This window comes from Streptomyces sp. bgisy100 (assembly GCF_057709105.1).
This window is the reverse complement of sequence record NZ_JBYITE010000050.1, coordinates 1-25,760: the sequence shown is the minus strand read 5'-3', so window position 1 is coordinate 25,760 and position 25,760 is coordinate 1. Positions and strand designations below refer to the sequence as shown.

Below are 25,760 nucleotides of genomic sequence, written 5' to 3'. Positions count from 1 at the left end.
CCACGGTGTTCAGGACATTCCCCGGGCGGTCCCGTTCGGCCTGCCTGAACGCGCCAGACCCACCCGGAGGAGAACGACGTGAGAATCGAAGGCATCCACCTGGCGGCCACCGGGGCGTACATCCCGCCCCGGGTGAGCACCCGGGAGGCGGTCGAGCGAGGCTGGTACGAACAGGAGCTGGTCGACTCCTGCGGATGGCGGAGCATCGCCGTGGCGGACGGCACGCCCGCCCCCGACATGGCGGTGGCCGCCGCGCGGCAGGCGTTCGAGCGCTCCGGTCTCGGCCGCGAGGACATCGACCTCCTGGTCCACACCTGCGCCTATCACCAGGGCCCGGACGGCTGGTCCGCGCCGCACTACATCCTGCGCGGCACCCTCAACACCCCCATCCCGGCCCTGACGGTGGACCAGGGGTGCAACGGCTTCCTCGCCGGAATCGAGACGGCCACGCAGTATCTGCTGGCCGCGCCGGGGCGGACCGGCGCCCTGGTGACCAGCGCCGACAACTTCGGCGCCCCGTCGGTGGACCGGTGGCACGCCCACCGCGACGCCGTGCTCGCAGACGCCGGAACGGCCGTCGTGCTGAGCAAGCGCCACGGCTGGGCCCGGCTCCGCTCCGTGGAGTCCGTGTCGCTCCCGGAGTTCGAGGTGCTGAACCGGGGGCACGAGCCGCTCTTTCCCCCCGCGCTCACCGTGGGCAAGCAGCTCGACATGAACGAGCACCTCGAAGCCATGATCGAGGAACTCGGCCCGCAGGCGTCCCGGATCGTCCAGGACTACGGCGCGGCCGGCGGCAAGCTCGTCGAGCAGCTGACGGCCGAGGCCGGCATCGCGGTGTCCGACCTCACCGCCGTGCTCCACCTCGGCGCCGGAACGACGGCCTTCCTGGAGAGCCATCTCCAGCCCATGGGGCTCGACGCGGCCCTGGGCGACGTGCCGTACTTCCGCGAGGTGGGCCACGCCGGTGCCTGTGACATCGGGCTGCAGCTCAACCACCTGGCGGAGGACGGCCTGTTGAGTGTCGGGGACCATCTCCTGATGCTCAGCTCCGGCCCCGGCATCATGATCACCGCCGCGGTGGTCGAGGTGGTGGCGCCGCCCGCACTCGGTCCTGCGGAGGGGGAACGGACGGACACGGCCACGGGCAGCACCTCGGGAGCCACCCCGGGCGCCGGCAGCACGGCCACCCCGGGCGCCGGAACAACGGCTACGCAGGGCACCGGAACAACGGCCACGCAGGGCACCGGCATCGCAGCCGCCCGGGCCACCGGTACCGGCACGGACCGGGGCGCGGCGTGGTGACCGGCGGTCCGGCGGACCGGGTGCCGTCCGGCGCATCCCCCGAGCCCCTCGCCGTCATCGGGCTGAGCTGCCGCTTCCCCGGCGGCGCCGACTCCCCGGACTCCTTCTGGGAGCTGCTGACCCGGGGAACCGACGCGACCCGGGACGGCGCGGACCGGTGGTCGGCGTACACCACCGGAGGTCACGACACCGCGGCCGTGGTGCGCGGCACCACCAGCCGCGGGGGGTTCCTCCACGACATCGAGGGCTTCGACGCGGCGTTCTTCGGGATCTCCCGCCGCGAGGCCGAACTCATGGACCCGCAGCAGCGGTTGCTGCTGGAGCTGGCCTGGGAGGCCTGCGAGCACGCCGGGATCCCGCCGCTCGGCCTGGCCGGATCGGACTGCGGGGTCTTCGTCGGCGTCGGGTCCGACGACTACGGCCGCCGGCTGCTGGAGGACCTGCCGGGGATCGAGCCCTGGACCGGGATCGGCGCCGCGCTCTGCGCCACCGCCAACCGCATCTCCCACAGCCTCGATCTGCGCGGGCCCAGCCTCGCGGTGGACACCGCCTGCTCCTCGTCACTGGTCGGTGTGCACCTCGCCTGCCAGAGCCTGCGCTCCGGCGAGAGCGGCGTCGCCCTAGCCGCCGGGGTGAACCTGATGATCGCGCCGGGGCTCTCGGTGACGCTCGACCGCGCCGGAGCGACCTCTCCCGACGGCCGCAGCAAGTCCTTCGACGCCGCGGCCGACGGCTACGGCCGCGGCGAGGGCGCGGGCGTCCTGGTGCTGAAGCGTCTGGCCGACGCCCGGCGCGCGGGGGACCCGGTCCTGGCCGTCATCCGGGGCAGCGCGGTGAGCCAGGACGGCCACACCGAGGGCATCATGGCCCCCAGCGGCACCGCGCAGGCCGAACTCCTGCGCCGGGCCTACGCGTCCTGCGGCATCGACCCGCGGACGGTCGACTACGTCGAGGCGCACGGTACGGGCACCGTGGCGGGGGACCCGCTGGAGGCCTCGGCGCTCGCCGCCGTCGTCGGAGCGGGACGGCCGGACGGCCGGCCCTGCCTCATCGGCTCGGTGAAGTCCAACATCGGCCACCTCGAAGCCGGTTCCGGCATGGCCGGAATGATCAAGACGGTGCTTGCGCTCCGTCGTGCGGAGATTCCGCCGACCCTGCGCTTCAGCGGCCCCAACCCGGCCATTCCCTGGGCGGATTCGGGCCTCCGGCTCACCGCGGACCGTACGCCCTGGCCGCCCGGGGACCGCCCCCGGCGGGCCGGCGTCTCCAGCTTCGGCTACGGGGGCACCATCGCGCATGTGGTGCTGGAAGAGGCGCCCACGCCGGAGGAGGTGCCCGCGGACCGGCCCGGCCCCGCGGACGCCGTCCCCGTCCCGGGCCTTTTCCCGCTCTCCGCCCGCTCCGGCGCCGCCGGCCGTGCGGACGCGGGTCGGCTCGCCGACTGGCTGAGCGGCCCGGGAGCCCAGACGCCGCTGGGCGCCGTCGGGCACACCCTCGGCGTGCGCCGAAGCCACCTCGAATGGCGGTCGGCGGTGGTGGCCACCGGCCACAAGGAGCTCGTCGCCCGGCTCCGCGGCCTCGCCGAGGGCGACGCCTGCCCGGGCACCGTCACCGGCGGGGCGATGGGCGAGACCGGCCCCGGCCCCGTCTGGGTGTTCTCCGGACACGGCGCGCAGTGGAGCGGTATGGGCCGGGACCTCCTCGCCGGCAGCCCCGAGTTCGCCGCCGCCGTCGACCGGATCGGCCCCGCCTTCGCCGCGGAACTCGGTGTCACCGCACGGCAGTTGATCGAGAACGGCGACATCGCCCGGGTCGACCTGGTGCAGCCGATGCTCTTCGCGGTCCAACTGGGCCTGGCCGCCGTGTGGCGGTCGCTGGGCGTCCGGCCGGCCGCGGTGATCGGCCACTCCGTGGGGGAGATCGCCGCCGCGGTCGTGGCCGGCATGCTGAGCGAGGAGGACGGTGCCCACCTGGTGTGCCGGCGCAGCGCACTGCTGCGCCGGGTGGCCGGCGCCGGCGGCATGCTGATGGTGGGCCTGCCCGCCGACGCGGTGGCCGCACGGCTGGGCGGCACCGGACTGGTCCCGGCCATCCTCGCGTCGCCGCACTCCACCGTGCTCGCCGGCGACACCGCCGAGATCGAGGCGGTCGCCGCCGCGCTCGGGCGCGACGAGGACCTGGTGGTCCGCCGGGTGGCCACCGACGTGGCCTTCCACAGCCCGCACATGGACCCGCTGCTCGACGAACTCGTAGCGGCGGCGTCCGAGTTCACCGTCAGCACGCCCCGCGTCCCGGTGTACAGCACGGCGCTGGACGACCCGCGGGACGGGTCGGCGCGCGACGGCGCCTACTGGGCGGCCAACCTGCGCAACCCGGTGCGGTTCCGCCACGCGGTGGAGGCGGCGGCCGAGGACGGCTTCCGGGTCTTCCTCGAAGTCTCCGCCCACCCCGTCATCGGCCATTCCCTCCAGGAGACGCTGGAGGCGGCCGGCGCGGGCGAGAGCTGTGTCGCCGGATCGCTCCGCCGTGACCGGCCGGAACGTGAGCAACTCCTGCTGAACGCGGGCCTCCTGCACTGCCACGGCGTCCCCCTCGACTGGCCGGCGCTGCACCCCGCCGGCCCGCCGGCCCCGCTGCCGAACCGGACGTGGCACCGGCAGCGGTACTGGCGGGATCCCGTGGCCCGGGACACCGGCCGGGGCCGGCCCGAGGTGTCCGGCCGCACCCTGCTCGGCTCCCGTGTCACCCTGGCCGGATCCACCCCGCTGGACCTGTGGACCGGCCGGGCGGACCGGGAGTCCCGGCCCTATCCGGGCAGCCATACCATCCAGGGCGTCGAGATCGTCCCTGCCTCCGTGGTGCTCGAGACCTTCCTGCGGGCCACCGCGGACCGGGACGGCGAACAGGCCCTGCGCGACGTCTCCTTCGCCGTCCCCCTGACGCTGGAGGACGCCCGGGAGATCGATGTCATCGCCCAGGACGGCACCCTGCGACTGCACTCCCGGGCGGCCGGACCCGAGCCGGGCGCCGACACCCGGCCGTGGCTGATCCACGCCACCGCCCGGCGAACCGGCCCCGTAGGGCCCCCGCCCGGTCCGTCCGCCGACGCCGGCCCCGGCACCGAACTGCCACCCGATCTGATCACCCGTCACCTTGCCTCGGTCGGCGTGCCCGGCATGGCCTTCCCCTGGCAGGTGAACCGGCTGGAGCGGACCGCCGGGGGCCTGCGCGCCGAGGTCACCGCACCTGACGCCTCCGGCACCGAACCCCCTGCCTGGGCGCCGCTGTTCGACGCCGCGCTGTCCATCGTCCCCGCCGCCTTCCCCGGGCCCGCGGTCCTCCGGGTGGTCTCCGCGGTCACCCGGACCTGGACCGCCGGCCGGCCACCGGTCCGGGCCCGGATCGACGTCACGGTCACCGGCTCGGTCACCGCCGCCGACGCCGGTGCGGACGTGCGGATCGCGGACGAGGACGGACGGACCGTCGCGGTGCTGGAGGGTGTGCGGTACGCCGGGTCCGGAACCGGACTCCGGGCGGCCGCCCCCGACGAACTGCTGCACCGCACCGAGTGGCGCCCACTGCCCGGCGGCGGGGCGGATGCCGCCCGTGCCGCGCTCACCCTGCTGCTGATCGGCCCGGACGGCCCGCTGCGCGAGCGTCTCCGGTCGGCCGCCGTCGCAGCGGGACACCGGTGCCTGCCGGTGGCCGGCCCGGACGACCTCGACCCGCCGGAGGCTTCGGCCGGTCCGGTGGAGGTGCTCCTGCTCCCGGCCGAGGACACCGGAGGGACGGAGACCGTCGGCGGAGCGGGCATCGGAGAGGCGGAGACCGCCGGCCGGGCGGGCATCGGAGGGCCGGAGACCGCCGGCCGGGCGGGCCTCGGCACCGAGCCCGGCGACGGGGCCGACGGGCTCGCCGCCCGGAACGCCTGGCCGCTCGCGCGGACCGCCCAGCGGATGGCCGCGTGGCCCCCGGGCGCGGGCCGGCTCTGGTCGCTCACCTCCGGAGTCCGCGAGGCGCGCGACCTCACCGCGGTGGCGCAGGCCGCCCGTTGGGGGCTCGGACGGGTGATCGCCGGCGAGCACCCCGAGATCTGGGGCGGCACCCTCGACCTCGGCCCCGACGGTGCGGACGCCGACCTGCGTGCCGCGCTGGGGGTGATCGCCCGGCGCCCGGGCGAGGACGTCATCGCCCTCCGCGACGGCACGCCACTGGCCGCCCGGCTGGTCCGTGCCGCCGCACCGGCTGCGTCGACCGCCCCGTTCCGGTGCCGGCCGGACGCCAGCTATCTGATCACCGGCGGTCTGGGCAGCCTCGGCGGCGCGATCGGCCGCTGGCTGGTGGACCGTGGGGCCCGACGACTGGTGCTCCTCGGGCGCGGCACGCTGCCGCCCCGCACGGCCTGGTCGCACCCGCGGGACGCGGACGAGGCCCGCCGCATCGAGACCGTCCGCGGTCTGGAAGCCCTCGGCGCGACGGTCCGCGTGCTCTCCGCCGACATCGCCGACACCGGCGCGGTCGCCGCCGCGCTGCACCCCGACGCGCTGGGCATGCCGCCGGTCCGTGGCGTCGTGCACGCCGCCGGGGTGCTGGACGACCGGCTGCTCGGCCGGCTCGACCAGGACTCGCTGCGGGCGGTGCTCCGTCCGAAGGCCGGGGGTGCGCTCACCCTCGGCCGGCTCTTCCCGCCGGGCGGTCTCGACTTCCTGGTGCACTTCTCCTCCTGCGGCCAACTGCTCGGCCTCACCGGCCAGGCCGCCTACGCCTCGGCCAACGCCTTCCTGGACGCCATGGCCGTACACGACCGCGCCCGGGGCGCCACCGGCACCATGAGTCTGGGCTGGACGTCCTGGCGGGGCATGGGCATGGCGGTCAACGAGGCCGTGGACGCCGAGCTGCGCGCGTCCGGGGTGGGGGACATCGCCGCGGCCGAGGCGTTCGGGGCCTGGGAACAGGCCGCCGGGCTGGACGAGCCGCACCTGGCGGTGCTGCGGACGGTGCCCCTCCCCGCGGGAGCGACCCGCCCGCGCCTGCTGGCCGATCTCGCGACGGACACCGTCGACGGGCCGGACCCGGCCGGCTCCGAGTCCGCGGGCGGTATCTGGGAGCTGCCGCCCGACGAACTCCGGGCCCGGCTGTACGAGGAGACCGTCACCCAGGTCGCCCAGGAGCTGCGGCTCGACCCGGCGGAGCTCGAACCGGACCGCTCGCTGCTGAAGTCGGGCATGGACTCCGTCCTGGCAATCGTCATCCGCCGGCGGCTGGAGGCACGGCTCGGCCGCAAGCTCCCGGCCAACCTCATCTGGCACCGGCAGACCGTGTCGGCGGTGGTGGACTACCTCGTCGACAGCGCACGCCCGTGACGGGCGGTTCGTGCCGCCACGGCAACCGCCGGGCGGCACGGGCGCCGTGCTGTTCGCGGCGCTGGGCGCGGCGCGCACCGGCCGCCCCGCGCCCGCCGCGTCTCCCGGGTGCCACCCCGGAGACACAGCGGACGGGGATGGGCGCAACGTCCCGGTCCCGTACGGACGTTCAGCGGACAGGCCGGTCGTCCCCGAGTAGCATCACGGTATGCCGTATGATGAGACGGTTTATCCGGATACTGCTTCCGTCGGTGCGGTGCCCCTGAGCTTCCGGGACATCGGCGATCCGTCCGGCGCCCCGGTCGTCCTGCTGCACGCGCTGGGGAACACCGGGCGCACCTGGGACGCTTTCGCCACCGAGCTGGCCGCCCGCGGGCGCCGCGTCATCGTGCCCGACCTCCGGGGCCACGGGCGCAGTCCGCGCCCCGGCCACTACACCTACGCACTGATGCGCGAGGACGTAACGGCGCTGCTGGACCGGCAGGGTGTCGGCACGGTCGACCTGGTGGGGCACTCCATGGGCGGTCACATCGCCTGGCTCATCGCCCAGCACCGGCCCGGACGGGTCCGCCGCCTGGTGATCGAGGACGCCCCGCCGCCGCCCCGTGACGCCGCGGGGGAGGCCGCGCTCCGGGCCCGCACCGCGCACGCCGGTGGACAGCCGGTGATGGCGCTCTTCCAGGAGTTCCTCGATCTGCGGCGCGCCCGGGGCATGGACCGCGGCGCGATCCGGCCGGTCATCGACGGACTGCGCAGCCCCGATCCGGTCTGGTGGCGGAAGCTGCCGCTGGTGACCGCGGAGACCCTGGTCGTCAGCGGCGGACCGGGCAGTCCGGTGTCCCGGTCGCTGCTGGCCGAGGTGGCCGCCACCGTTCCGCGGGGGAGCTTTCTCGCCATCGACGCGGGCCACTATGTGCACCGGACGGAACCGGAGCGGTTCGGCGCCGCGGTGACGGCCTTCCTCCGCTGAGACCCCGGCTGAGACCCCGGCTGGCACCCCGGTGGAAACTTTGTCCGACGCCCCGGCCCCCGGGGCGTCGCCGTGTCCGGCCGCCGGCGTGCCGGGCGGCCGGAGGCGGCGTCACCCCAGCAGTGCGGCGGCGGACACCGGACGTGCCCGCTCGTAGGCGGCCTGTACCAGCAGTTGCAGCCCCAGCGCCTCCTGGGCGGTCGCGATCGCGGACGGGGCGGTGCCCGTCACCACATCGAACCAACCGGAGATCGCGGCCAGCTCCGGCCGCCCTCCGGCCTCGACCACCGTGCCGTCGGCCAGGCGCAGTTCCCCCCGCCGGAAGTCCAGCACATGGGTGCCGGAGGCGGTGCGGACGGTCACCGCCATCGCCAGTCGCCGCCCGGCCCGGTCGATCCGCAGGGTCGCCGGAACGCCCTGGAACGACAGCCCGACCCTGGCCCGCTCCTCGACCTCCTCCGAGTCGACCTCGCAGCTGTGCACGTCCGGCCGGCCGAAGACGGTGACCAGGATGTCCAGGGCGTGCAGCCCGAGGTCGAGCAGCGCTCCGCCCCCGGCCCGGCGCGCGTCGCCGTACCAGGGGGTGCAGGCGCGCCACACCCGGTCGCCCGGGGTGACGAAGGTCAGCTCGATCTCCTGGGTGCCGTCCCGGGCCACCTCGGTGAACGGCTTCAGCAGCTCATGGAACCGGTACGGCAGGTTGACGCCGAGGAGCCGGTCGGCGTCGGGGTGCGCCGCGATGGCCCGCGCCGCGTCGATCCCCGCGGCGAGCGGCTTCTCGCACAGCACCGCGACCCCGGCGTCCAGCGCCGCGAGCACCGCCTCCTCATGGGCGTCGTTCGGGGTGCAGACGCTGATCACGTCCGGGGCGGTCTCCTTCAGCAGCCGGTCGACCGAGGAACCGGTCCACACCCCGGGCCGGTCCGCGAACAGCGCCTCCGCCCGCCCGGCGTCCAGGTCGACGGCGCCGACCAATTCGATGTCGTCCCGGGCGTCGGCACAGGGCAGGTGGTAGCGCTGGAACACTCTGCCGCAGCCCACACCGGCGAAGCGGGTTCTCCGTGCACCGGACATCGGTCAGCTCCTCACCTGCGCGAGTGCGTGTTCACCGCAGGCCCGGGCGGCCTCGACGGCGAAGTCGGGGAAGGCGTGGCCCAGATGGCGCCGGTCGTAGGCGTCCACGAGTTCCCGCAGTTCGGCCTCCAGCCGCTGCGGCAGACCGGGGGGATTCTCGTCGGCCAGCAGCAGTCCGACATTGAGGAACGCGACGAGCAACTGGGCGAGCCCCTGGTCCCAGCTGCGCAGCCGGCCCAGCAGCGGCCGCAGCGACTCCGCGCCGGTGCCGCGGCGCGCCCGCACCGCGTCCGCGATGCTCTGCGCCAGGAACGGAACCTCGTTCTCCTTGCGGTCGTTGATGTCCGCGCTGACCGCGCTCCAGGCCGTCCACAGGTCCTCGACACGCGCGTCCTCGACCTGGTACTCGCGGCGCGCCTCGCGCAGCACCTCCCAGGCGGGGCCGTCGACCCCGGGGATGTCGGGTTCGCCGAAGCTCGTCACCTTGTCGTAGATCTCGGTGCCGCGCAGCGCGATGGCCCGGTTGATGAGGAAGAACGGATTCTCGCTCTCGTGCACCCGGGCGGTGACGATGAATTCCAGGTTCTGCCAGAGTTCGTCGACCGTGGTGCCCGGCTCGATCATGATCCAGCCGGGTTCCAGCTCGATGCGTTCCTGTTTGAACATGCGGGCGGCGTCGAAGTTGTAGTCGACGGTGGTGCCCTTGCGGAACCGCCGCATCATGCCGGGCGCTCCGGTCTCCATGCCGAGCAGGGCGAGTTCCATGCCGGCGCGGCGCAGGGTGCGCAGCGCCTCCCGGTCGATGAGTCCGGTGTCCACCCGGAACTCGCAGTGGAAGGAGACCTTCAGCTTGCGCCGGAGGATCTCCTCGGCGAACCCCACCGCGTGGTGGTAGCCGTCCTGGAACGCGCCGCCGAAGTTGTCGTCGTTGAACCAGACGAAGCGGGTGCCGAAGTCCCGCTGCAGGAACTCGATCTCGTCGACGGCGTCCCCGACCGGGCGCACCCGCCAGGGCCCGCCCTCGACTCCGGGCTGCCGGGGTGCGTAGCAGAAGGTGCACTTCGCGTGGCAGCCCCGGCTGGTGTAGGTGGACGCCCGCGGAGTGGGAATCCCCGTCCTGCGGTGGTGGAGCAGGAGGTCGCGCGCCGGCCACGGCTCGTTGGCGAGGTCGGGGAGTTTGGGGGGTCCGCTGCTGCGGACGCGGTCGCCCTGCCAGTAGTAGAGGCCGGGGACGGTGCGCCAGTCGCGGTCGGCGGCGAGGGCGTTCATGAGGCCTTCGACGGTGAGTTCGCCTTCTCCGAAGGCGACGCAGTCGGCTTCGGGTATGCGTTCGGCGATGAGTTTGGCGTTGTAGGTGCAGAAGGCTCCGCCGATGGCGACGAAGACGTTGGGGTCGGCGGCGCGGACGCAGCGCAGGAGGCGTACGGCGTCGACGATGTGGAGGTCGTACATGATGCTGATGCCGACGAAGCTGGGGCGTTCGCGGCGGATGAGGTCGGTGATGGCTTCGTCGCTGGGGTTGCGTCCGTGGAGGTTGAGGGCTTTGACGGAGTATCCGCAGCCTCGCAGGTGCCCCGCGATGCACGCGACTCCCAGGTTCTCCCGCACCCGCTTGTAGAACAGCCGCATGGCGGGGTCGAGCTTCAGGTACTCCTCGTCGTTGATCAGCACGTTCTGGTTGTTCAGGCTCGCGGCACCGGTGGAGATCTCCCGCGGCGTCAACAGGACCACGTCCGACATGACCGGTCTCCTTTCCTCTCCGAAGGGCGCCCCGGACGACGTCCGGACACCGCTGGGTCAGCCCGTCAGGACCTGTTCGCCGCAGGTCCGCTTGGTCTCCTCGACGAATTCCGGATACGTGTGGCCCAGGTGCTCGCGGTCGTAGGCGTCGACCAGCGCGCGCAGCTCGGCCTCCAGGCGCCGCCCCAGGTCCGGCGGGTTCTCGTCGGCGAGCAGCAGCCCCACGTTGAGGAAGGCGATCAGCAGATGCGGCAGGTTCTCCACCCAGGTGCGCAGCCGGCTCAGGAGCGGTCGCAGCCCCTGGTCGCCCCGGGCGCGGCGCAGCCGCGTGGCATCGGCGATGATCTGGGCGACGAACGGGAGCCCCTCCTTGCGGTCGCTCACCTCACCGCTCACCAGGCTCCAGGCCCGCCACAGGTCCTCGACCCGCCCGTCCGCGACCCGGTACTCGCGGCGCGCCTCGCGCAGCACCTCCCAGGCCGGCCCCCCTTGCAGACCGGGGATCTCCGGCGGCAGCGGGTCGACGACCTTGTCGTACATCTCGGTGCCGCGCAGCGCGATGGCCCGGCTGATGAAGGAGAACGGATTCTCGCTCACGGCGATGTCGGCCGCCACGATGAATTCCAGGTTCTGCCAGAGTTCGTCGATGGTGGTGCCGGGCTCGATCATGATCCAGCCGGGTTCCAGCTCGATGCGTTCCTGTTTGAACATGCGGGCGGCGTCGACGTTGTAGTCGACGGTGGTGCCCTTGCGGAACCGTTTGGCCATACCGGGCGACCCGGTCTCCATGCCGAGCAGCGCCGACGCCATGCCGGCGCGGCGCAGGGTGCGCAGCGCCTCCCGGTCGATGAGTCCGGTGTCCACCCGGAACTCGCAGTGGAACGAGATCCGCAGATCGCGCCGGATCAACTCCTCGGCGAATGCCGTGGCATGGTAATAGCCGTCCTCGAACGCGCCGCCGAAATTGTCGTCGTTGAACCAGACGAACCGCGTCCCGAAGTCCCGCTGCAGACACTCGATCTCGTCCACCACATCGACGGGCGACCGCACCCGCCACGCGTTGCCCACCACGCCCGGGGCCCGCGGCACATAGCAGAAGGTGCACTTCGCATGGCAGCCCCGGCTGGTGTACGTCGACGCGACGGGCGTCCGGATCCCGGCCTCCCGGTGCCGTAGCAGCACATCGCGGGCGGGCCAGGGTTCCGAGGTCAGGTCGGGGAGTTTGGGGGGTCCGCTGCTGCGGACGCGGTCGCCCTGCCAGTAGTAGAGGCCGGGGACGGTGCGCCAGTCGCGGTCGGCGGCGAGGGCGTTCATGAGGCCTTCGACGGTGAGTTCGCCTTCTCCGAAGGCGACGCAGTCGGCTTCGGGTATGCGTTCGGCGATGAGTTTGGCGTTGTAGGTGCAGAAGGCTCCGCCGATGGCGACGAAGACGTTGGGGTCGGCGGCGCGGACGCAGCGCAGGAGGCGTACGGCGTCGACGATGTGGAGGTCGTACATGATGCTGATGCCGACGAAGCTGGGGCGTTCGCGGCGGATGAGGTCGGTGATGGCTTCGTCGCTGGGGTTGCGTCCGTGGAGGTTGAGGGCTTTGACGGAGTATCCGCAGCCCCGCAGGTGCCCGGCGATGCACGCGAGCCCGAGGTTCTCCCGCACCTTCTCGTAGAACAGCCGCATGGCGGGGTCGAGCTTCAGGTACTCCTCGTCGTTGATCAGCACGTTCTGGTTGTTGATGCTGGCAAATCCGGTGAGGATCTCCCGCGGTGTCAGCAGGACCGCGTCTGCCATGCCGGCTCCTCTCCCTTCGGGGGGTTCGTGGCTGAGGACGTCAGGAGGAGCGCCGCGTTGTTGCCGCCGAAGCCGAAGTTGTCCACCAGCACGGAGCGGATGCCGTCGCAGGGTTCCGGGCCGGCCGGGACGCGGACGTGCCGGGTGTCCGGAGCCGACCGCAGCCCGGGGGTCCCGGGCACGACGCCGCGGCGGAGCGCCTGCACGGCGGCCGCCAGGGCGGGAAACACCGAGGCGTGCAGCAGGTGCCCGGCCGCGCCCTTGTACGAACTCACCGGCACGCCGCGCCACCCGCGTTCGGCACCGACGGTGTCCAGCGCCAGCAGCTCGGCCTCGTCGCCCTGGCGGGTGCCGGGGGCGTGGCCGTGCACATGGTCGACCCGGTCCGTCCCCGCCATGTCCAGGGCCGCCCGCATGCAGTCCGCGGCGATCTCCGCGCTCAGCGCGCTGGTGCCGCGGCCGCCCACCCGGCAGGCGATACCGCTGAGCGTCGCCGCCGGGCGGTGCCCGCGGGCCGCCGCGTGCTCCGCGGTCTCCAGCACGACGGCACCGGCGCCCTCACCGATCGTGACACCGCTGCGCTCCCGGTCGAACGGGCGGGCGGTGCGGGTGCTCGTCGCCCGCAGCACGTCCAGACAGGCGTAGTCGTAGACATTGAGTGCGGAGACACCCGTCACCACCGCCATGTCGGCGAGCCCGGACAGCAGCCACTCCCGGGCCATGGCCAGCCCGAACGCGCCGGACGCACAGGCGTGGGCCAGCAGGGCGGCGTTCCCGGGGGAGACCCCGAAGCCCTCGCCGTCCCATTCCTCCTCCAGGGATATCTCCCGGATCTGCGGGGCTCCGTCCACCGTCGGCAGGTGCGGCACGACCCCGGCGCCGACCAGCAGCGTCCGCTCCGGCAGCCGGGTCAGTCCGGCCCCGGCCAGGGCCTCCGTACGGGCCCGGTCCAGCAGGATCCGCCGTACCGGGAGCCCCGGCCCGGCCTCCGCCGCCGCCTGGCACACCGTCCGGCTCCGGAACCGTGCGGCGTCGAACCGGGTGAGCTCGGAGAGCGCCCGCCGCCCGGCCAGCAACTCCCGCCAGAACAGGTCCACTCCGTCACCGAACGCCGTCACCAGCCCGAGCCCGGACAGCACGACTCCCGACCCCGCCGCGTCGCCGGGCGACGGCGCCCCGGCGGGGGCCGCCACCAGGGTGGCCGTCACCAGACAGCCGCCGCTCTCCGGATCCCGCGCGAGCTCGCACACCACCATCGCCTCGTGCAGCCCCGCCGCGACCGCGCCGCGGGCCCAGCGCAGCGCCTGCTCCGCCGCGCCCCGGGGGCTGATCAGCACATGGCCCGCGCCGTCCCAGTCCGACCGCTCCGCGAACTCCTGGAGCAGTTGCGCCGGCTCCGGTGCCATCGACTCCGAGGGCCGCAGCCGGCGGCCGCCCGCCTCGGCCTCGACGCACCGCGCCACATAGCCGGAGGTCGTCGCCACGCAGTGGTCGGTGGCGGCCAGGAGCACGGGTGTCCCGCGGCGCAGCGGTGCCGGCAGCCCGCCCAGGGCCCGGGCCAGGACCTGCACCACCACGTCGGTCAGCGACTCCTCGCCGCCCGGAGCGGTGCGGCCCGCACGCGCCGGGACGCCGTCCGGTGGGGCCGCGCGCGTGGCGCCCAGGACGACCGTGTCCGGACCGGGAGCGGTCACCGTGCCGCCTCCCCGACCGGAGCGAGCCGCCCGGCCAGCTCCTGAAGACCCAGCCGGCCGAGCAGGTACTCGCCCACGGCGGTCAGCCCGGGATCGCCGTGCTGCTGCGCCACCAGCCGCCAGAAGTGCGGCAGCGCGGTGGACACATCGCGGCGGGCCACCGGCAGGTGGTACGCGCCGGCCGGAATCAGGCGGAAGTCCACGCCGTCCGCGGCGAGCCGGAGACCGAGCTCCAGGTCCTCGCCGCCCCACAGCGTGCCGTAGCGCTCGTCGAACCGCCCGGACCGGACGAACACCCCGCGCCGCATGCTGGTGTTGGTACCGATGCAGGACAGCCAGCTCAGATGCCGGTGGGCCGGATTCCCGGTCACCTTCCGGGCGGTGCTCTCGATGAACGAGCACCGCGGCCCGAACGAGCGGGCCACCCGCTCCGGATCCGCGACGTCCACGGGCCCGAGGCTGCGTCCGCGGGCACCGGTCAGCGCCTCCTCCAGCCGCAGGGTGTCCGGGGTCAGCGCGAACGCCGACAGATCGGTGACCCGGCCGTGCACCAGCAGCTCACGTGCCCCGGCGTGCGCCGCCAGGTGGGCCTCCAGAAGGCCTGGGGTGGCCACGGTGTCGTCGTCGAGGAAGAGCAGGATCTCGGAGCGGGCCAGCCGGGCACCGGCGTTGCGCGCGTGCGCGACGCCCCGTCCGCCGGTGTCGGCGACCCGGAGCGGGAGACCCGCCGGCAAGGCGTCGAGGACCTGCGCCACGGCTTCCCGGCCGGGTGCGTCGTTGACCAGGACGACCTCGAACCGGTCGCGGGGCAGCGTCTGGTGGAGCAGCGCCGTCAGGGTCAGCAGCAGCCGCGTGGTCCGGCCGCGCGTCGGTATGACGACGCCGATCGGCACGGGCGGGGCGTTCACGGTGCGGTCCACCCGGGCTTCCTCCACGGTCGAATGGGGAGTGCGGGGACTCATGACGCCCCGCCGCCCTCCGCTGCGGAGGGCCCGTCCGTGCCGCGGGTCACGAGACCGACGGGCTCCGGCCCACCTTCTGATCGAGGATGTAGGTGGCCAGCCCCTCGATGGAGAAGAGGGTCTCCTCCGTCAGGTCCTCGTCCTCGAAGACCACGTCGTACTTCTCCTCCAGGATGAGGAGGTACTCCAGGGCGTCCAGCGAGCTGAATCCGTACTGGTCGACCAGGCTCGTATCGGCGGCGGGCCCGGCGCCCTCCGGCTGCTGCCGGTGTTCCTCGGCCTTGGTCATCCCTGCCGCTATCTCATGCAGCTCTCGAATGAGTCCAGCGCGGTCCATGCCGTTCCTCCTGTGAAGGGTCGCTGCCTGACGGACCTCGGCGTCCGGAGCGGGTCATCGCCCCGGCACGACGGGTCGGTTCACTCGGACACCGACGCGAACTGCGTGGCGAGCTGCTGCTCGGTCCGCCCGCGGTAGGAGTCCATGCGGAAGTAGTGCTGCAGATCGCCACCGAACTCGGTCCGGTAGTAGAAGGAGGTCACCAGCGCCTCGGGGGTGGTGCGGACCGTCTCGCCCCGGCGCAGCGCCGCGATCAGCTCGGGCACGGGGTACTTGAAGGTGACGTCACTGCGCAGATACCAGCGGTCCCCGTACTTCTCGGTCACCGGGAGGTCCTCCTCGGGACCGGAGCCGTCGGGGAGCAGCCGTACCGGCTGGCACATGAGGTCGTACAGGAAGACCTCGTCGAGCAGCGGCAGCAGATCCTTCGGCAGGTCGGGCCGCATGGCCTCGTCCCACCAGCGCTGCAGCAGCCGCTTGGTGAGCAGACGCCAGACGTTGGGATCCACGTTCTCGCTCGCGGAACCGGCCGGCTGAGCCACGGCCGTGAGCTCCCGGGCGTCCGGGTCCTCGCAGTTCTCCACCCACTCGGAGAACTTCAGGATCACCGCGGACTGCGGCACCCCGGCAAGCTCGCGCAGCGCGACCCAGATGTTGTGCAGCCACAGACTGCGGGCCAGCACGCGGTTCCAGCAGATGAACCGGAGCATGCGCTCGTTGTCCTGGAGCGTCATGGTGTTGTGCGCCAGGACGTAGTCGAAGTCGTCGTTCTCGCCGCGCACCGTGACCAGACCGTGCTGCTCACGCTTGTCGTGGTAATCGGTGTTCGGCAGAATCATCAGCGGATGCACCGCGATGAACGGCGTATGCCGCGAGGCCCGGTCGTAGCCGTCGAGGAACGACTCGACCGTTTCCCCCGGCGCACCCCAGATCAGTTCCAGATACGGGGTGATGCCGTGGTCGGTCAGCCAGCCGACGAGATCCTCCCACTCGTTCAGCTTCATATTGCGCCGCCGCATCAGATCCAGGACGGAGTCGTCCATGGTCTGCAGGGCCAGGATGAAGGCGCTGTGCATCCCGGACTGCTTCATCTTGTCCATGATGCGGTAGAAGCCGGCCGACTTGTTCTTGGCCCAGGAGGTCTCGAGGCGCTTGGGGAATCCGTACTTGCTGCGCACGCGCAGCAGATCGTCCAGGAATTCCTCGTCCTCGCGCAGCAGGCCGAAGTTGGAGTCGCAGAGCATCAGCGTTTCCGCGCCGTGCCGGCCCAGGAGTTCGAGTTCCTCGCGCAGCCGCTCCCGTGAGAAGGCGCGCATCTTCTGCCCGGTGGCACCGCCCCAGTAACAGAAGGCGCACTTATAGGGGCAGCCGCGGTTGGTCTCCATGAGCGCGTAGTCGTAGAGGAACCGGCCCGCCCGGTCGACCAGCGGAACCGCGCCGCTGAGAATGGGGGAGGGGAGGGACTCCAGGTCCGTGATGCGTGCCCGCTCCTCGGTGGTGACGACCTCGCCGTCGGACCCGCGGAAGGAGACGCCCCGGATGCCGTGCAGCGCGGTGCGGGTGGCGCCGTCCAGATAGCCGTTCAGCAGCTCCGGGAAGACCAGTTCGCCTTCACCGTTCACCACCACGTCCACCTGCGGGTACATCCGGAAGACGCGCTCCGCCTGATGGGCGACGTGGTTGCCGCCGAAGACGACCCACCCGTCGGGATTCATCTGCTTGAAGGTCTCCGCGAGCACGCCGAACGTGCGGTAGTTCCAGCCCAGGACGGAGAAGCAGAGAATGTCGGGGCAGCCGTCCCGGATGAGATCCCGGCCCATGGCATTGATCCCCGCGTCACCCGGATAGTTCCGAATGGTGACGTCCATGCGACGGCGAATACGTTCGTCCCGGTCGGCGCATGCCTTGAGATATCCGACGGCCAGGGGCATCGAGGCGGCGGAATTACCCCACACACCTTGCTGGACAAGTAAGACACGAGACTTCACAACCGCGTTCCCCCGATCCTCATCCGCATCCACCGTGGCCAGGGACTTTCAGAGCCCGAGGCTACAACAGAAGAGGATCCGCGCAATGGGACCTCGTGCGGCGTGGGAGCGGGGTGTCCGGTTCCCGCCGCGTTCATGCCGCCGAATGGCCCACCGGGCCCCGGGGGCGCGGACGGCCGTCCGCCTCCCCGGCCACCCGGCCGTCGGGAGTCTGATGTGGGAAATCGTCGAAATGAATCTTGACCGCTTCCGGGGACCGGCGGGTGCGGAGATCTTGAAGGCGGGGAAGGAGGAGATTGGCCGGAACCAGCCGGGAAGCGCCGGAAGGCCAATGGGCCGGTGCCCGGGCCGTCCGGCCCTAATTTCAGCCACCTGTTCATTAAGGGTTTATTCCGCTCCGGGCCTGTGGAGAATCGAACCGTTCGTCTTCAGCGCGGCCGGGAGCCGGTGACGCGCGCCGTTTCACGGGCGGAATCCGGGGCCCCGGTTCGCCCGGATCCCGGACTCGGGCCAGGAGGCCACATGACGGAGGTTCCCGGCGCGTGGTGCCCCCTCGCTCTGCCGCACGCGGAGGTGGCCGGGAGCCGGATCCTGTGCCGGGGAGAGCCGGTCGAGGAGCTCGGCCACCCGCCCGGCTCGGCCGCCCGGCTGCTGGCCCGGTGCGACGGCAGCCGGCCGCTCGACGGCTTCACCGCGGCGGAGCGGAGCCTCCTCGGCACCTGGCAGCGGGACGGGCTGGTGGTGATGGCGCCGGACGGACACCCGGACCGCGCCGCACCGGACGCCCCCGTGGTGGTCTCCCCGCACCCCGACGACGCGGCACTGGCCCTCGGCGGCCTGCTGGCCCGCCGCGGCGGCCGGGTGCTCGACGTCTTCAGCGTGGAGACCTGGACCAAGGACCCGTACTACGCCGGGCGGCCCGCCCTGACGTCCCGTCTGCTGCTGGCGGAGGAGGCGGTCGCCGCCCGTGTCCTCGGCACGGACGTCGAACTCCTCGGCTTCGTCGACGCGGCGGACCGCGCACCGCGCGCGGAGCGGTTCTTCGCCGGGACGGCCCTGTCCGAGGCGTTCCCGGACGAGGAGCCCGGGCTGTTCGCCGAACTGACGACCCGGCTCGCCGGACTGCTGGACGGGGCCGCCGAGATCTGCGCACCGCTCGGCGTCGGCGGCCACGTCGACCATCTGGCCTGCCGGGAGGCGGTGATCGCGCTGCTGGCCCGGGGCGATCTCACCGGCGCCCGGGTGGTCTTCTACGAGGACCAGCCGTACTCGGTCTTCGGCTCCGCCGAGGAGGTGGCCCAAGGGCTCGCGGCCCGGCTGACGTCGCTCGGCCTCGGCGCGCTGCGCCCGGAGCTCTGCCCGATGGACGCCACGGCCGCCCTGGCCAAACGCGAGGCTCTGCGGGCATACCGCATCCAGGTCCGCCAGGGCGTCGTACGCCGCATCGCCCGGCACGGGGAACGCCTGGCGGAGCGCTCCGGCCACCCGGCGGCCGAACGGATATGGCCCCTCGTCAGCTGATCGTGCGCCGTGCCCGGATGGCACGGCGCGGGCACCACCCCAGACGCCGGCCCCGCGGGGGGACGGTCACCGAGCAGACGCGGCCCAGGCGCCGCCTTGTGAAGGGTGTCGAGATGTACGTACTGGCTCAATCCCTGGATCCGGCCGATCTGGACGTCCTCGGGGAGGCCTGCGCCGAACTGGGCCTCACCCTGCACGACTGTGATCCGGAGGCCGGATCCCCCGACTGGCCGGATGTCCTGCTCGCCTCGCTGCACGCCGTGGCCGCCACCGGGCCCGGACTGTCCGCGGCCGAGGTCAAGGGCCGGGGCGGATACCCGATCGCGGTGCTCGACAGCGTGTCCGCGACCGGGGTGCTGGCGGCGCTCTCCGACGGCTTCGCGCTCGCTCTGGCCAGTCCCCTCAAGCAGCACCGCCTCGTCGACAGCCTGGGATACCTCAAGTCCGTCACCCCGCCGGAGAGCACCCAGGTGCTGACGCTCGACGGCCGGGGCCGGCTGCACTCCCCGTCGAAGGCGGTCCCCGTCACCGACGCCGAGGCGGGCATGCTGCGACTGCTCGCCAGTCGCCCCGGACAGATCGTCCCGCGTCCGGACCTCACCGAGGCGACCGGGGGTGAGGACGTGAATCCGGTGTCCTCGGTCCTCAAGCAGAAGCTCCTCGACATCGACTCGGGAGCCAAGATCCTCAAGGTGCCGCACCTGGGCTTCCGCCTGGTGGGCACCGTCCGCGACCTGTCCACCGCCTCCACCGGCCACGAGAACGGATCCGCCACATGACCGAACGCGCCATCCCCGGGACCATGTCCGCCCGCACCGGAACGGCGGCCGGTGCGGCCGGACCCGGGACCGGCGCTCCCGGAACGGCGGCGGGGGCCGACGCATCCGCCGGCGCTCCCGGAACGGCCGTCGCCGCCGGGCCGTTGACGACGAACATCGGCCGGCAGCGCACCGCCGTGCCCGAGGACCGGTTCCGGCTGGTCGTGGTGACCGGAGCGCCCGGTGTGGGCAAGACCCGGCTGGCGCAGAGCCTGGTCGCCCGCTATGCCGTACCGGCCGCCGCCGTCGACTGCGATCCGGTGGTGCACCCCTGGGAGAGCTCCGAGAAGCTGTACGCGCTGATGGCGTCCACCCTGCGTGCCACCCTCCCCGTCTACCGGGCCTGGGGCGCCGGGGTGGTCGTGGTCAGCGGTGTCGTGCTCGCGGGGCGTGCCCTCGAACCGTTCCTGGAGGTGTTCGACGCACTCGGCGCGGAGTCCGTGATCTACGGTCTGCGCGCGGGCCCGGACGCACTCGCCGCCCGGATCCGCAAGGACCCGGGCGGCGAGCACTTCATCGAGGGCCGGCTGGCCGAGACCCACCTCGACGAGGAGGTGGCGCAGGTGCCGGGGGCCCGGCAGATCGACACCACCGACCTCGGCCCGGAGGAGGCCGTCGAGGCCGTCCTGGCCATGGAGCGGGCCGAGCTCGGGCCGGCCTGGCTCGGGCCGGCCCGCTGATCAGCGGAAGCGCCCGACCTGCAGCCCGCCGTGCCGTTCCGCCCGCAGGGAGAGCACGAACCCGTAGTAGTGCGTGGCGCCGATGCTCTCCACATAGGCCCGCACCTCGTCCCCCAGCGGGCCCGAGAGCTGCAGGTTCTCGTCCCGCGGGGCGAACGCGGGCCAGCGGGGCGGCGTCGACGGGCGGAGGAGCAGCCGGCCGGAGACGCCGAGCCGGTTCATCTCCGCCTCCAGCTCCGGGATGAAGAACGGCGCACGCTCGTCCCCGTAGGCCGCGGCCTGGAGCAGGGCCTCGCCCGCATCGGTGAGCAACCCGGGTGTCCGGCGCAGCAGCTCCCAGAAGAACTCCAGCCCGTCCAGGCCGGCTTCACCGGCCAGCCAGCCCAGCGAACCCCGGCGCAGCGGCAGACAGGGCGGATTGGAGACGACCAGATCGAACCGGGAGTCGAGCGCGAGGGACATGATGTCGCCCTCGGCGGTGCGCACCCGGTCGCCCAGACCGTTCAGCCAGGCGTTGAACGTGGCCGCCGCCGTGCACTCCGGGTTGACGTCCACGGCCAGCAGGTCGGCGCCGTTCCGGGCGGCCGACAGGCCGAGGATCCCGGTGCCGCAGCCGAGGTCGAGCGCCGAGCGCACCTCCCGGCGGGCGGCCACCAGCCGGGCCAGGGTCATGGAGTCCGTACCGACCCAGGGGGCGTACGACCCGACGTCGCGGCCCGCGGCCCGCCACGCCGCGAGGAGGGTCAGGCCCTCCCCGCGGACCAGGCAGTACTCGGCGGACAGCTTTCCGGACTCCTGGTGGAGCACACCGCAGCGCAGCAGCAGATCCAGCAGCGGACCGGGGAGTTGCGACCGGGCGTCGGCCTCCGTGACCGGCTCCCCGAGGACGAACAGCGAGGCGAGCAGGGATTCCGCGGACATCGTGCGGGCGATCGTGGCGAGGGTTTCGGTGTTCCGCCAGGGAGCCAGCTCACCGAGCCAGTCCCCGGCCAGGGTGAGCAGGTCGTGGTGCGGCAGTGACAACAGTCTCGCCGCACCGGCCTCCGTCAATTCCCCGGCCGAGATCTCTTCCACGGAAATCATGCATTCTCCTCACACACCAGGTGCGTCGGTCGGTGATGTCGGTCGGGATCAGGCCGGGTGGCCGGCCGGGGTGAAGATCGGCTCGAAAGCAGCCTTCAACTCGTTCAGCCGGGCCAGCGCCTGAGGGCCTGCGTAGGGTGCACACCGGGCGATCTCCGCCTCGGAGATCTGCCCGAGGAGAAAGAGGTTCACCACATCGATCGGCCCGGTGCAGCTCTTGCAGTAGGGGAACCTCGGGCGGGGCTGCATGAACATCTCGTAGTGCTGGTGCTTGCCGAACTGCTCGGGAATCAGCTGGGGATCCTCGGTGATATTCCCCATCGGTTTCAGCCAGGCATACGGACAGCAGGAGACGTCTCCCTGTCCGAAGAGCTGCACCATGGTGGCGGTCGCGTAGCACCGCAGCGTGCGGACGCCGGTGCGCAGCTGATTGCCGATGTGCTCGACGAAGGCCCGCGGCGGAAGGACCTGTTCCAATTCGTCGTAGCGCTCCAGCAGCGGCCGGAAATGGTCCCCGAGCGCCGGGGCGAGGGAATCCTTGGCGTCGCCCCTGACCGGGAAGAAGTACAGCATCGCGCCGGAGCCGTACCGCTCCAGCAGAAACGCCGCGAAATCCGCCTGGCCGGTGACGTTCTTGTCGGAGAGAACCGACTGGATCTCGATGGGGATGCCCAGCTCCACCGCGTGGTCCAGGTGCCGCATGATGACGTCGAACAGCCGGTGCTGCTTCGGCGGCAGCCGGTGCGCGTTCATCTCCAGGGTGTGCCCGTCCAGGGAGAGGCAGAGCTGGACGTTGCCCAGCGCGGCCAGCGCCTCCAGCCGCGGCGGCGTGAGGAAGACGCCGTTGGTGATGACCTGGACGACCTCGTACTTGCTGCTGCACTCCTCGACGAATTCGGTCGAACCCTTCAGCCAGAAGAACTCGCCGCCGCTGAGCCGCATGATCGGACTGTCCACCTGACGGTGATATCCGTCGAGAATCCGGTGCCAGTCCTCACGCCGGTCCGTGGTCAGCCTGAGCCGGGCGTCGGGAACGTTCATCAGGAGATTGAAGTCCTCGGTCAAGCAGTAGGAGCAGCGCATCTGGCACAGCTGCTCCTCGATGACCATGTCGTTCATGAGGAGTTTCAGACGCTCCTGGCCGTCACGGTGCTCGAACATCGCATTGCGAAAGTCGTTCTTCAGCGCCACGCTCATCACCATTCCGGATTTGTCCTGCGCTGACCCTGACCGTAGCCTGCGAGTGTAGGTTTCGGCCGAGTGGACGGTCAACGGCTGTTCTCGGCACATGCGGACGTGATCCGGAAAGCGTCCGGAACTCGACCGTCGTGGCTCAACTTGCCCTCTGGACCGGTGTGGTGGGCAGTTGTAACGTCTCGCCCGCGTGGCGCATTCCCACATTCTTGCAATCGCGGTGCGGCGGCCCCTTTCGGCCTGCCGCCGCGAGAACCCGCCTGTACTGAGTTAGGACGGCTGCATGCTCGCTCTTGGGCTCGGCGGATCCAATCACGACTTCTCGGCCTGTCTCGTCGAGGACGGCGAAGTCAGCGTCGGTATCGAGGAAGAACGTCTGACCCGTCGGAAGTACGCGGTCAACGTCAACTCACTGGCCAACCGCGGCTGGCGGTACTGTCTCGAAACGCACGGGGCCCGGCTCGACCGGGTCGAGGCGATCGTGGCCGACGACACCCTGCTGCCCACCTGCTACTTCCCCTTCCGGCGCCGCACTCATCTGATCAGGCATCACCTGGCGCACGCCGCCAGCGCCTTCCATCCCTCGCCCTACCACGAGGCCGCCGTCCTGGTGGTGGACGGCGCCGGCAGCCTCTTCGAGGGCCAGGGGGTCGAGACCATGACCCTCTCCGTCGGCGAGGGCGTCGGCATCACCGAGCTGTCGAAGGTCTACGGCACCAACTGGAGCACCGACGGGCTCCGCGCCGACCGGGTCTACCAGGCGGGCGACAGCGACCACTCGCTGGGCTTCATGTACAAGGCGGTCAGCCGGGCGATCGGCTTCACCCTCTACGAGGAGGGCGCCTGGTACCTGACCGAGGACGGCAAGACCATGGGCCTCGCCCCGTACGGCACCGACCGCTACCGGGACGCGTTCCACCGCCATCTCGACCTGCTCGACGAGGGCCGGTTCGCGCTGCACCTCAAGGACGGCGGGCTGCTGGACTTCGTCGAGCACGCGCTCGACGGGCTCGACGGCGACGAGCGCTTCTCCCGCGGCGCCGACCTCGCCTGGGCCGCCCAGGACCTGCTGGAGACGGCCGTGCTGCACGCCGCCCGCTGGCTGCACCGGCAGACCGGACTCAGCCGGCTGTGCCTGGCCGGCGGTGTCGTCCTCAACTCGGTCGCCAACGGCAAGATCCTCCGGGAGACGCCGTTCACCGAGATCTTCGCCCAGCCCGCGGCGGGCGACAACGGCTGCGCTGTCGGCTGCGCCTACTACGGCTACCACGTGCTGGGGGACAACCCGCGCCCGCGCGCGCCCAAGCCGGGGGCCGGGCCGCGCGCCCCCCGGCCGCAGAAGCACACCTACCTCGGCCGGACCTACGGCACCGACGAGGTGCGTGCCGCGCTCGACGCCTCGGGCCTGCCCTACCGGCAGGTGTCGGACCCCGCCCGGCTGGCCGCGGAACTCCTCCCCGGCGGCGCGCTCATCGGCTGGTTCACCGGCGGCTCCGAGTTCGGCCCGCGGGCCCTGGGCCACCGGAGCATCCTCGCGGACCCGCGCCGTGCGGAGATGAAGGACATCCTCAACAGCAAGGTGAAGCACCGCGAGTGGTTCCGGCCCTTCGCCCCGGCCGTCCTCGCCCACCGCGCCGCCGAGTACTTCGACCTCGACATCGAGTCGCCGTACATGCTCATCGTCGCCCCGGTGCGGGAGGACAAGCGGGACGAGGTTCCGGCCATCACCCATGTCGACGGCACCGCCCGGGTCCAGACGCTGACCCCCGGCGCCAACGGCAGCTTCTACGAGCTGGTCGAGCGCTTCGGTGAGCTCACCTCGGTCCCGGTGGTGCTCAACACCTCCTTCAACGACCGCGGCGAGCCGATCGTGGAGACCCCGCGGGAGGCGCTGGCCTTCTTCGGCCCCAGCAAGCTCGACTACCTGTTCCTGGAGGATTTCCTGGTGTGCCACAGCGCCACCGACCTCGACGCCGCGACCGGACGGACGGCCGGATGACCGCCCCCGAGCCGCGGTACGAACCGGCGCGCGCCCTCGCCCTGTGGGGCGAGGAGGAGATCGCCGCCGCCGTGGAGGTCCTCCGGTCGCGGTCGCTCTTCCGCTACTACGGACCGGACCTGCGGCACCGGGTCGACGCCTTCGAGGCCGAGTTCTCCGCGGTGACCGGAGTGCCGCACACGGTGGGCGTCTCCTCGGGCACCGCCGCACTCACCGCGGCCATGGTCGGGCTGGGCATCCCGGAGGGCGCCGAGGTGATCGTCCCCGCGGTGACCTTCATCGGCTCGGTGAACGCGGTCGTCCAGGCCCGGGGCATCCCGGTGTTCGCCGAGGTCGACGACTCCCTGACCCTCGACCCCGAACGGCTCGACGAACTCGTCACCGAGCGGACCTGGGGCATCATGCCGGTCCATCTCGCCAACGCCGCCGCGGACATGCGGCCGATCGCCGAGGTGGCCCGGCGGCACGGGCTGCGGGTCGTGGAGGACGCCGCCCAGGCGGCCGGGGTCCACTACGGGGGACGGCCGGTGGGCGGCCTCGGGGACGCCGGAGCGTTCAGCTTCCAGCTGGAGAAGAACCTCACCGCCGGGGAGGGCGGCGCCGTCACCGTCGGGGACCCTGCGGTCTACGACCGGGTGGCCCGGTTCCAGGACCAGGGCGGCCAGTTCACCACCGGGCGCGGCGGTGACCGCGGCGCCTCGGCCGAGGCGCCGTTCCTCGGCGCGAATCTGCGGATGACCGAACTGACGGGCGCCGTCCTGTCGGTGCAGCTCCGCAGGCTCGGGCCGATGCTGGAGCGGCTGCGGAACATCGCCCGGCACGTCCGCCGGGAGACCGCAGACCTGCCGGTGCGCTGGCGCCGGCTCCCGGACGAGGCGGGCTCCGGGGGCGACCTCACGCTCCTGCTCGCGTCCCGCCTGGAGGCACGGCAGTTCGTGGCCGCGCTGACCGCCGAGGGCATTCCGGCCCACACGATGTACCAGGGCCAGGCGGTGTACGCCAACCGGGCCGTCCGCGAGGGGCGCACCCCCTGGGGCGTGGCGTGGGACCGGCCCGCGCGCTGCCGGGCCAGCGAGGGCCTCATCGGACGCTCGGTCACCGTCGGCCTGGGGGCCACGATGACCGACGGCGATGTCGACGCGCTCGTCGCCGCGTTCCGCAAGGCCTACGAAGGGCTCGCACCCGCGGCGGGCTGACCGCGGGGAACCGGCGGTGGGGGGGGGGGGGGGGGGCCCCCCCCCCCCCCCCCC

17 protein-coding genes are annotated in these 25,760 nt (G+C 72.6%); 8 read left to right on the top strand and 9 right to left on the bottom strand.

What is annotated here, in order from left to right:
* Positions 1-78: 78 nt before the first annotated feature.
* The 3 genes from AC3EQ1_RS26085 (at position 79) to AC3EQ1_RS26075 (ending at position 7,635) form a co-directional block, all read left to right on the top strand.
* Positions 79-1,302 (top strand): ketoacyl-ACP synthase III family protein, encoded by a 1,224-nt coding sequence (locus tag AC3EQ1_RS26085; protein ID WP_432096779.1) that lies wholly within the window; start codon positions 79-81, stop codon positions 1,300-1,302.
* Positions 1,296-6,665, top strand: a complete 5,370-nt coding sequence (locus tag AC3EQ1_RS26080) for a type I polyketide synthase (protein ID WP_488187178.1) — start codon at positions 1,296-1,298, stop codon at positions 6,663-6,665. The genes AC3EQ1_RS26085 and AC3EQ1_RS26080 overlap by 7 nt, the downstream gene beginning before the upstream one ends.
* Before the next feature lie 256 nt (positions 6,666-6,921).
* Entirely contained in the window at positions 6,922-7,635 is a 714-nt protein-coding gene (locus tag AC3EQ1_RS26075) for an alpha/beta fold hydrolase (protein ID WP_432096777.1), read from the top strand.
* Between the two features lie 111 nt (positions 7,636-7,746).
* On the opposite strand, the gene AC3EQ1_RS26070 is transcribed toward AC3EQ1_RS26075, so the two are convergent.
* From AC3EQ1_RS26070 to AC3EQ1_RS26040, 7 genes are all read right to left on the bottom strand, one after another.
* Positions 7,747-8,709 (bottom strand): Gfo/Idh/MocA family protein, encoded by a 963-nt coding sequence (locus AC3EQ1_RS26070; protein ID WP_432096776.1) that lies wholly within the window; start codon positions 8,707-8,709, stop codon positions 7,747-7,749.
* Between the two features lie 3 nt (positions 8,710-8,712).
* Complete coding sequence (locus AC3EQ1_RS26065) at positions 8,713-10,449, bottom strand: B12-binding domain-containing radical SAM protein (RefSeq protein ID WP_432096775.1); 1,737 nt, start codon at positions 10,447-10,449, stop codon at positions 8,713-8,715.
* 57 nt (positions 10,450-10,506) lie between these two features.
* Positions 10,507-12,234 (bottom strand): B12-binding domain-containing radical SAM protein, encoded by a 1,728-nt coding sequence (locus tag AC3EQ1_RS26060; RefSeq protein WP_432096774.1) that lies wholly within the window; start codon positions 12,232-12,234, stop codon positions 10,507-10,509.
* Complete coding sequence (locus AC3EQ1_RS26055; protein ID WP_432096773.1) at positions 12,213-13,928, bottom strand: beta-ketoacyl synthase N-terminal-like domain-containing protein; 1,716 nt, start codon at positions 13,926-13,928, stop codon at positions 12,213-12,215. The genes AC3EQ1_RS26060 and AC3EQ1_RS26055 overlap by 22 nt, the downstream gene beginning before the upstream one ends.
* On the bottom strand, positions 13,925-14,848 hold the full coding sequence (locus AC3EQ1_RS26050; protein WP_432096772.1) for a glycosyltransferase family 2 protein: 924 nt from the start codon (positions 14,846-14,848) through the stop codon (positions 13,925-13,927). The genes AC3EQ1_RS26055 and AC3EQ1_RS26050 overlap by 4 nt, the downstream gene beginning before the upstream one ends.
* A gap of 88 nt (positions 14,849-14,936) precedes the next feature.
* On the bottom strand, positions 14,937-15,227 hold the full coding sequence (locus AC3EQ1_RS26045; RefSeq protein WP_432096771.1) for an acyl carrier protein: 291 nt from the start codon (positions 15,225-15,227) through the stop codon (positions 14,937-14,939).
* Between the two features lie 80 nt (positions 15,228-15,307).
* Complete coding sequence (locus AC3EQ1_RS26040) at positions 15,308-17,215, bottom strand: KedN5 family methylcobalamin-dependent radical SAM C-methyltransferase (RefSeq protein ID WP_432096770.1); 1,908 nt, start codon at positions 17,213-17,215, stop codon at positions 15,308-15,310.
* A gap of 522 nt (positions 17,216-17,737) precedes the next feature.
* Between AC3EQ1_RS26040 and AC3EQ1_RS26035 the strand changes: the two genes are divergently transcribed.
* From AC3EQ1_RS26035 to AC3EQ1_RS26025, 3 genes are all read left to right on the top strand, one after another.
* Complete coding sequence (locus tag AC3EQ1_RS26035) at positions 17,738-18,736, top strand: PIG-L deacetylase family protein (RefSeq protein WP_432096769.1); 999 nt, start codon at positions 17,738-17,740, stop codon at positions 18,734-18,736.
* A gap of 113 nt (positions 18,737-18,849) precedes the next feature.
* Positions 18,850-19,515, top strand: a complete 666-nt coding sequence (locus tag AC3EQ1_RS26030) for a hypothetical protein (RefSeq protein WP_432096768.1) — start codon at positions 18,850-18,852, stop codon at positions 19,513-19,515.
* Positions 19,512-20,234: a hypothetical protein gene (locus AC3EQ1_RS26025; RefSeq protein ID WP_432096767.1), complete on the top strand. Its 723-nt coding sequence runs from the start codon at positions 19,512-19,514 to the stop codon at positions 20,232-20,234. The genes AC3EQ1_RS26030 and AC3EQ1_RS26025 overlap by 4 nt, the downstream gene beginning before the upstream one ends.
* Here AC3EQ1_RS26025 and AC3EQ1_RS26020 read toward each other — a convergent pair whose 3' ends face one another.
* Both AC3EQ1_RS26020 and AC3EQ1_RS26015 read right to left on the bottom strand, forming a co-directional pair.
* A complete protein-coding gene (locus tag AC3EQ1_RS26020; RefSeq protein WP_432096766.1) occupies positions 20,235-21,317 on the bottom strand; it encodes a methyltransferase in 1,083 nt (360 codons plus the stop codon).
* A gap of 48 nt (positions 21,318-21,365) precedes the next feature.
* Entirely contained in the window at positions 21,366-22,520 is a 1,155-nt protein-coding gene (locus tag AC3EQ1_RS26015) for a radical SAM protein (protein ID WP_432096765.1), read from the bottom strand.
* A gap of 274 nt (positions 22,521-22,794) precedes the next feature.
* Between AC3EQ1_RS26015 and AC3EQ1_RS26010 the strand changes: the two genes are divergently transcribed.
* Positions 22,795-24,510 carry a carbamoyltransferase family protein gene (locus tag AC3EQ1_RS26010; protein ID WP_432096764.1) on the top strand — a complete coding sequence of 572 codons (1,716 nt, stop codon included), beginning with the start codon at positions 22,795-22,797 and terminating at the stop codon, positions 24,508-24,510.
* Positions 24,507-25,706, top strand: coding sequence for a DegT/DnrJ/EryC1/StrS family aminotransferase (locus AC3EQ1_RS26005; protein WP_432096763.1), 1,200 nt, complete (start codon positions 24,507-24,509; stop codon positions 25,704-25,706). The genes AC3EQ1_RS26010 and AC3EQ1_RS26005 overlap by 4 nt, the downstream gene beginning before the upstream one ends.
* Positions 25,707-25,760: the final 54 nt, after the last annotated feature.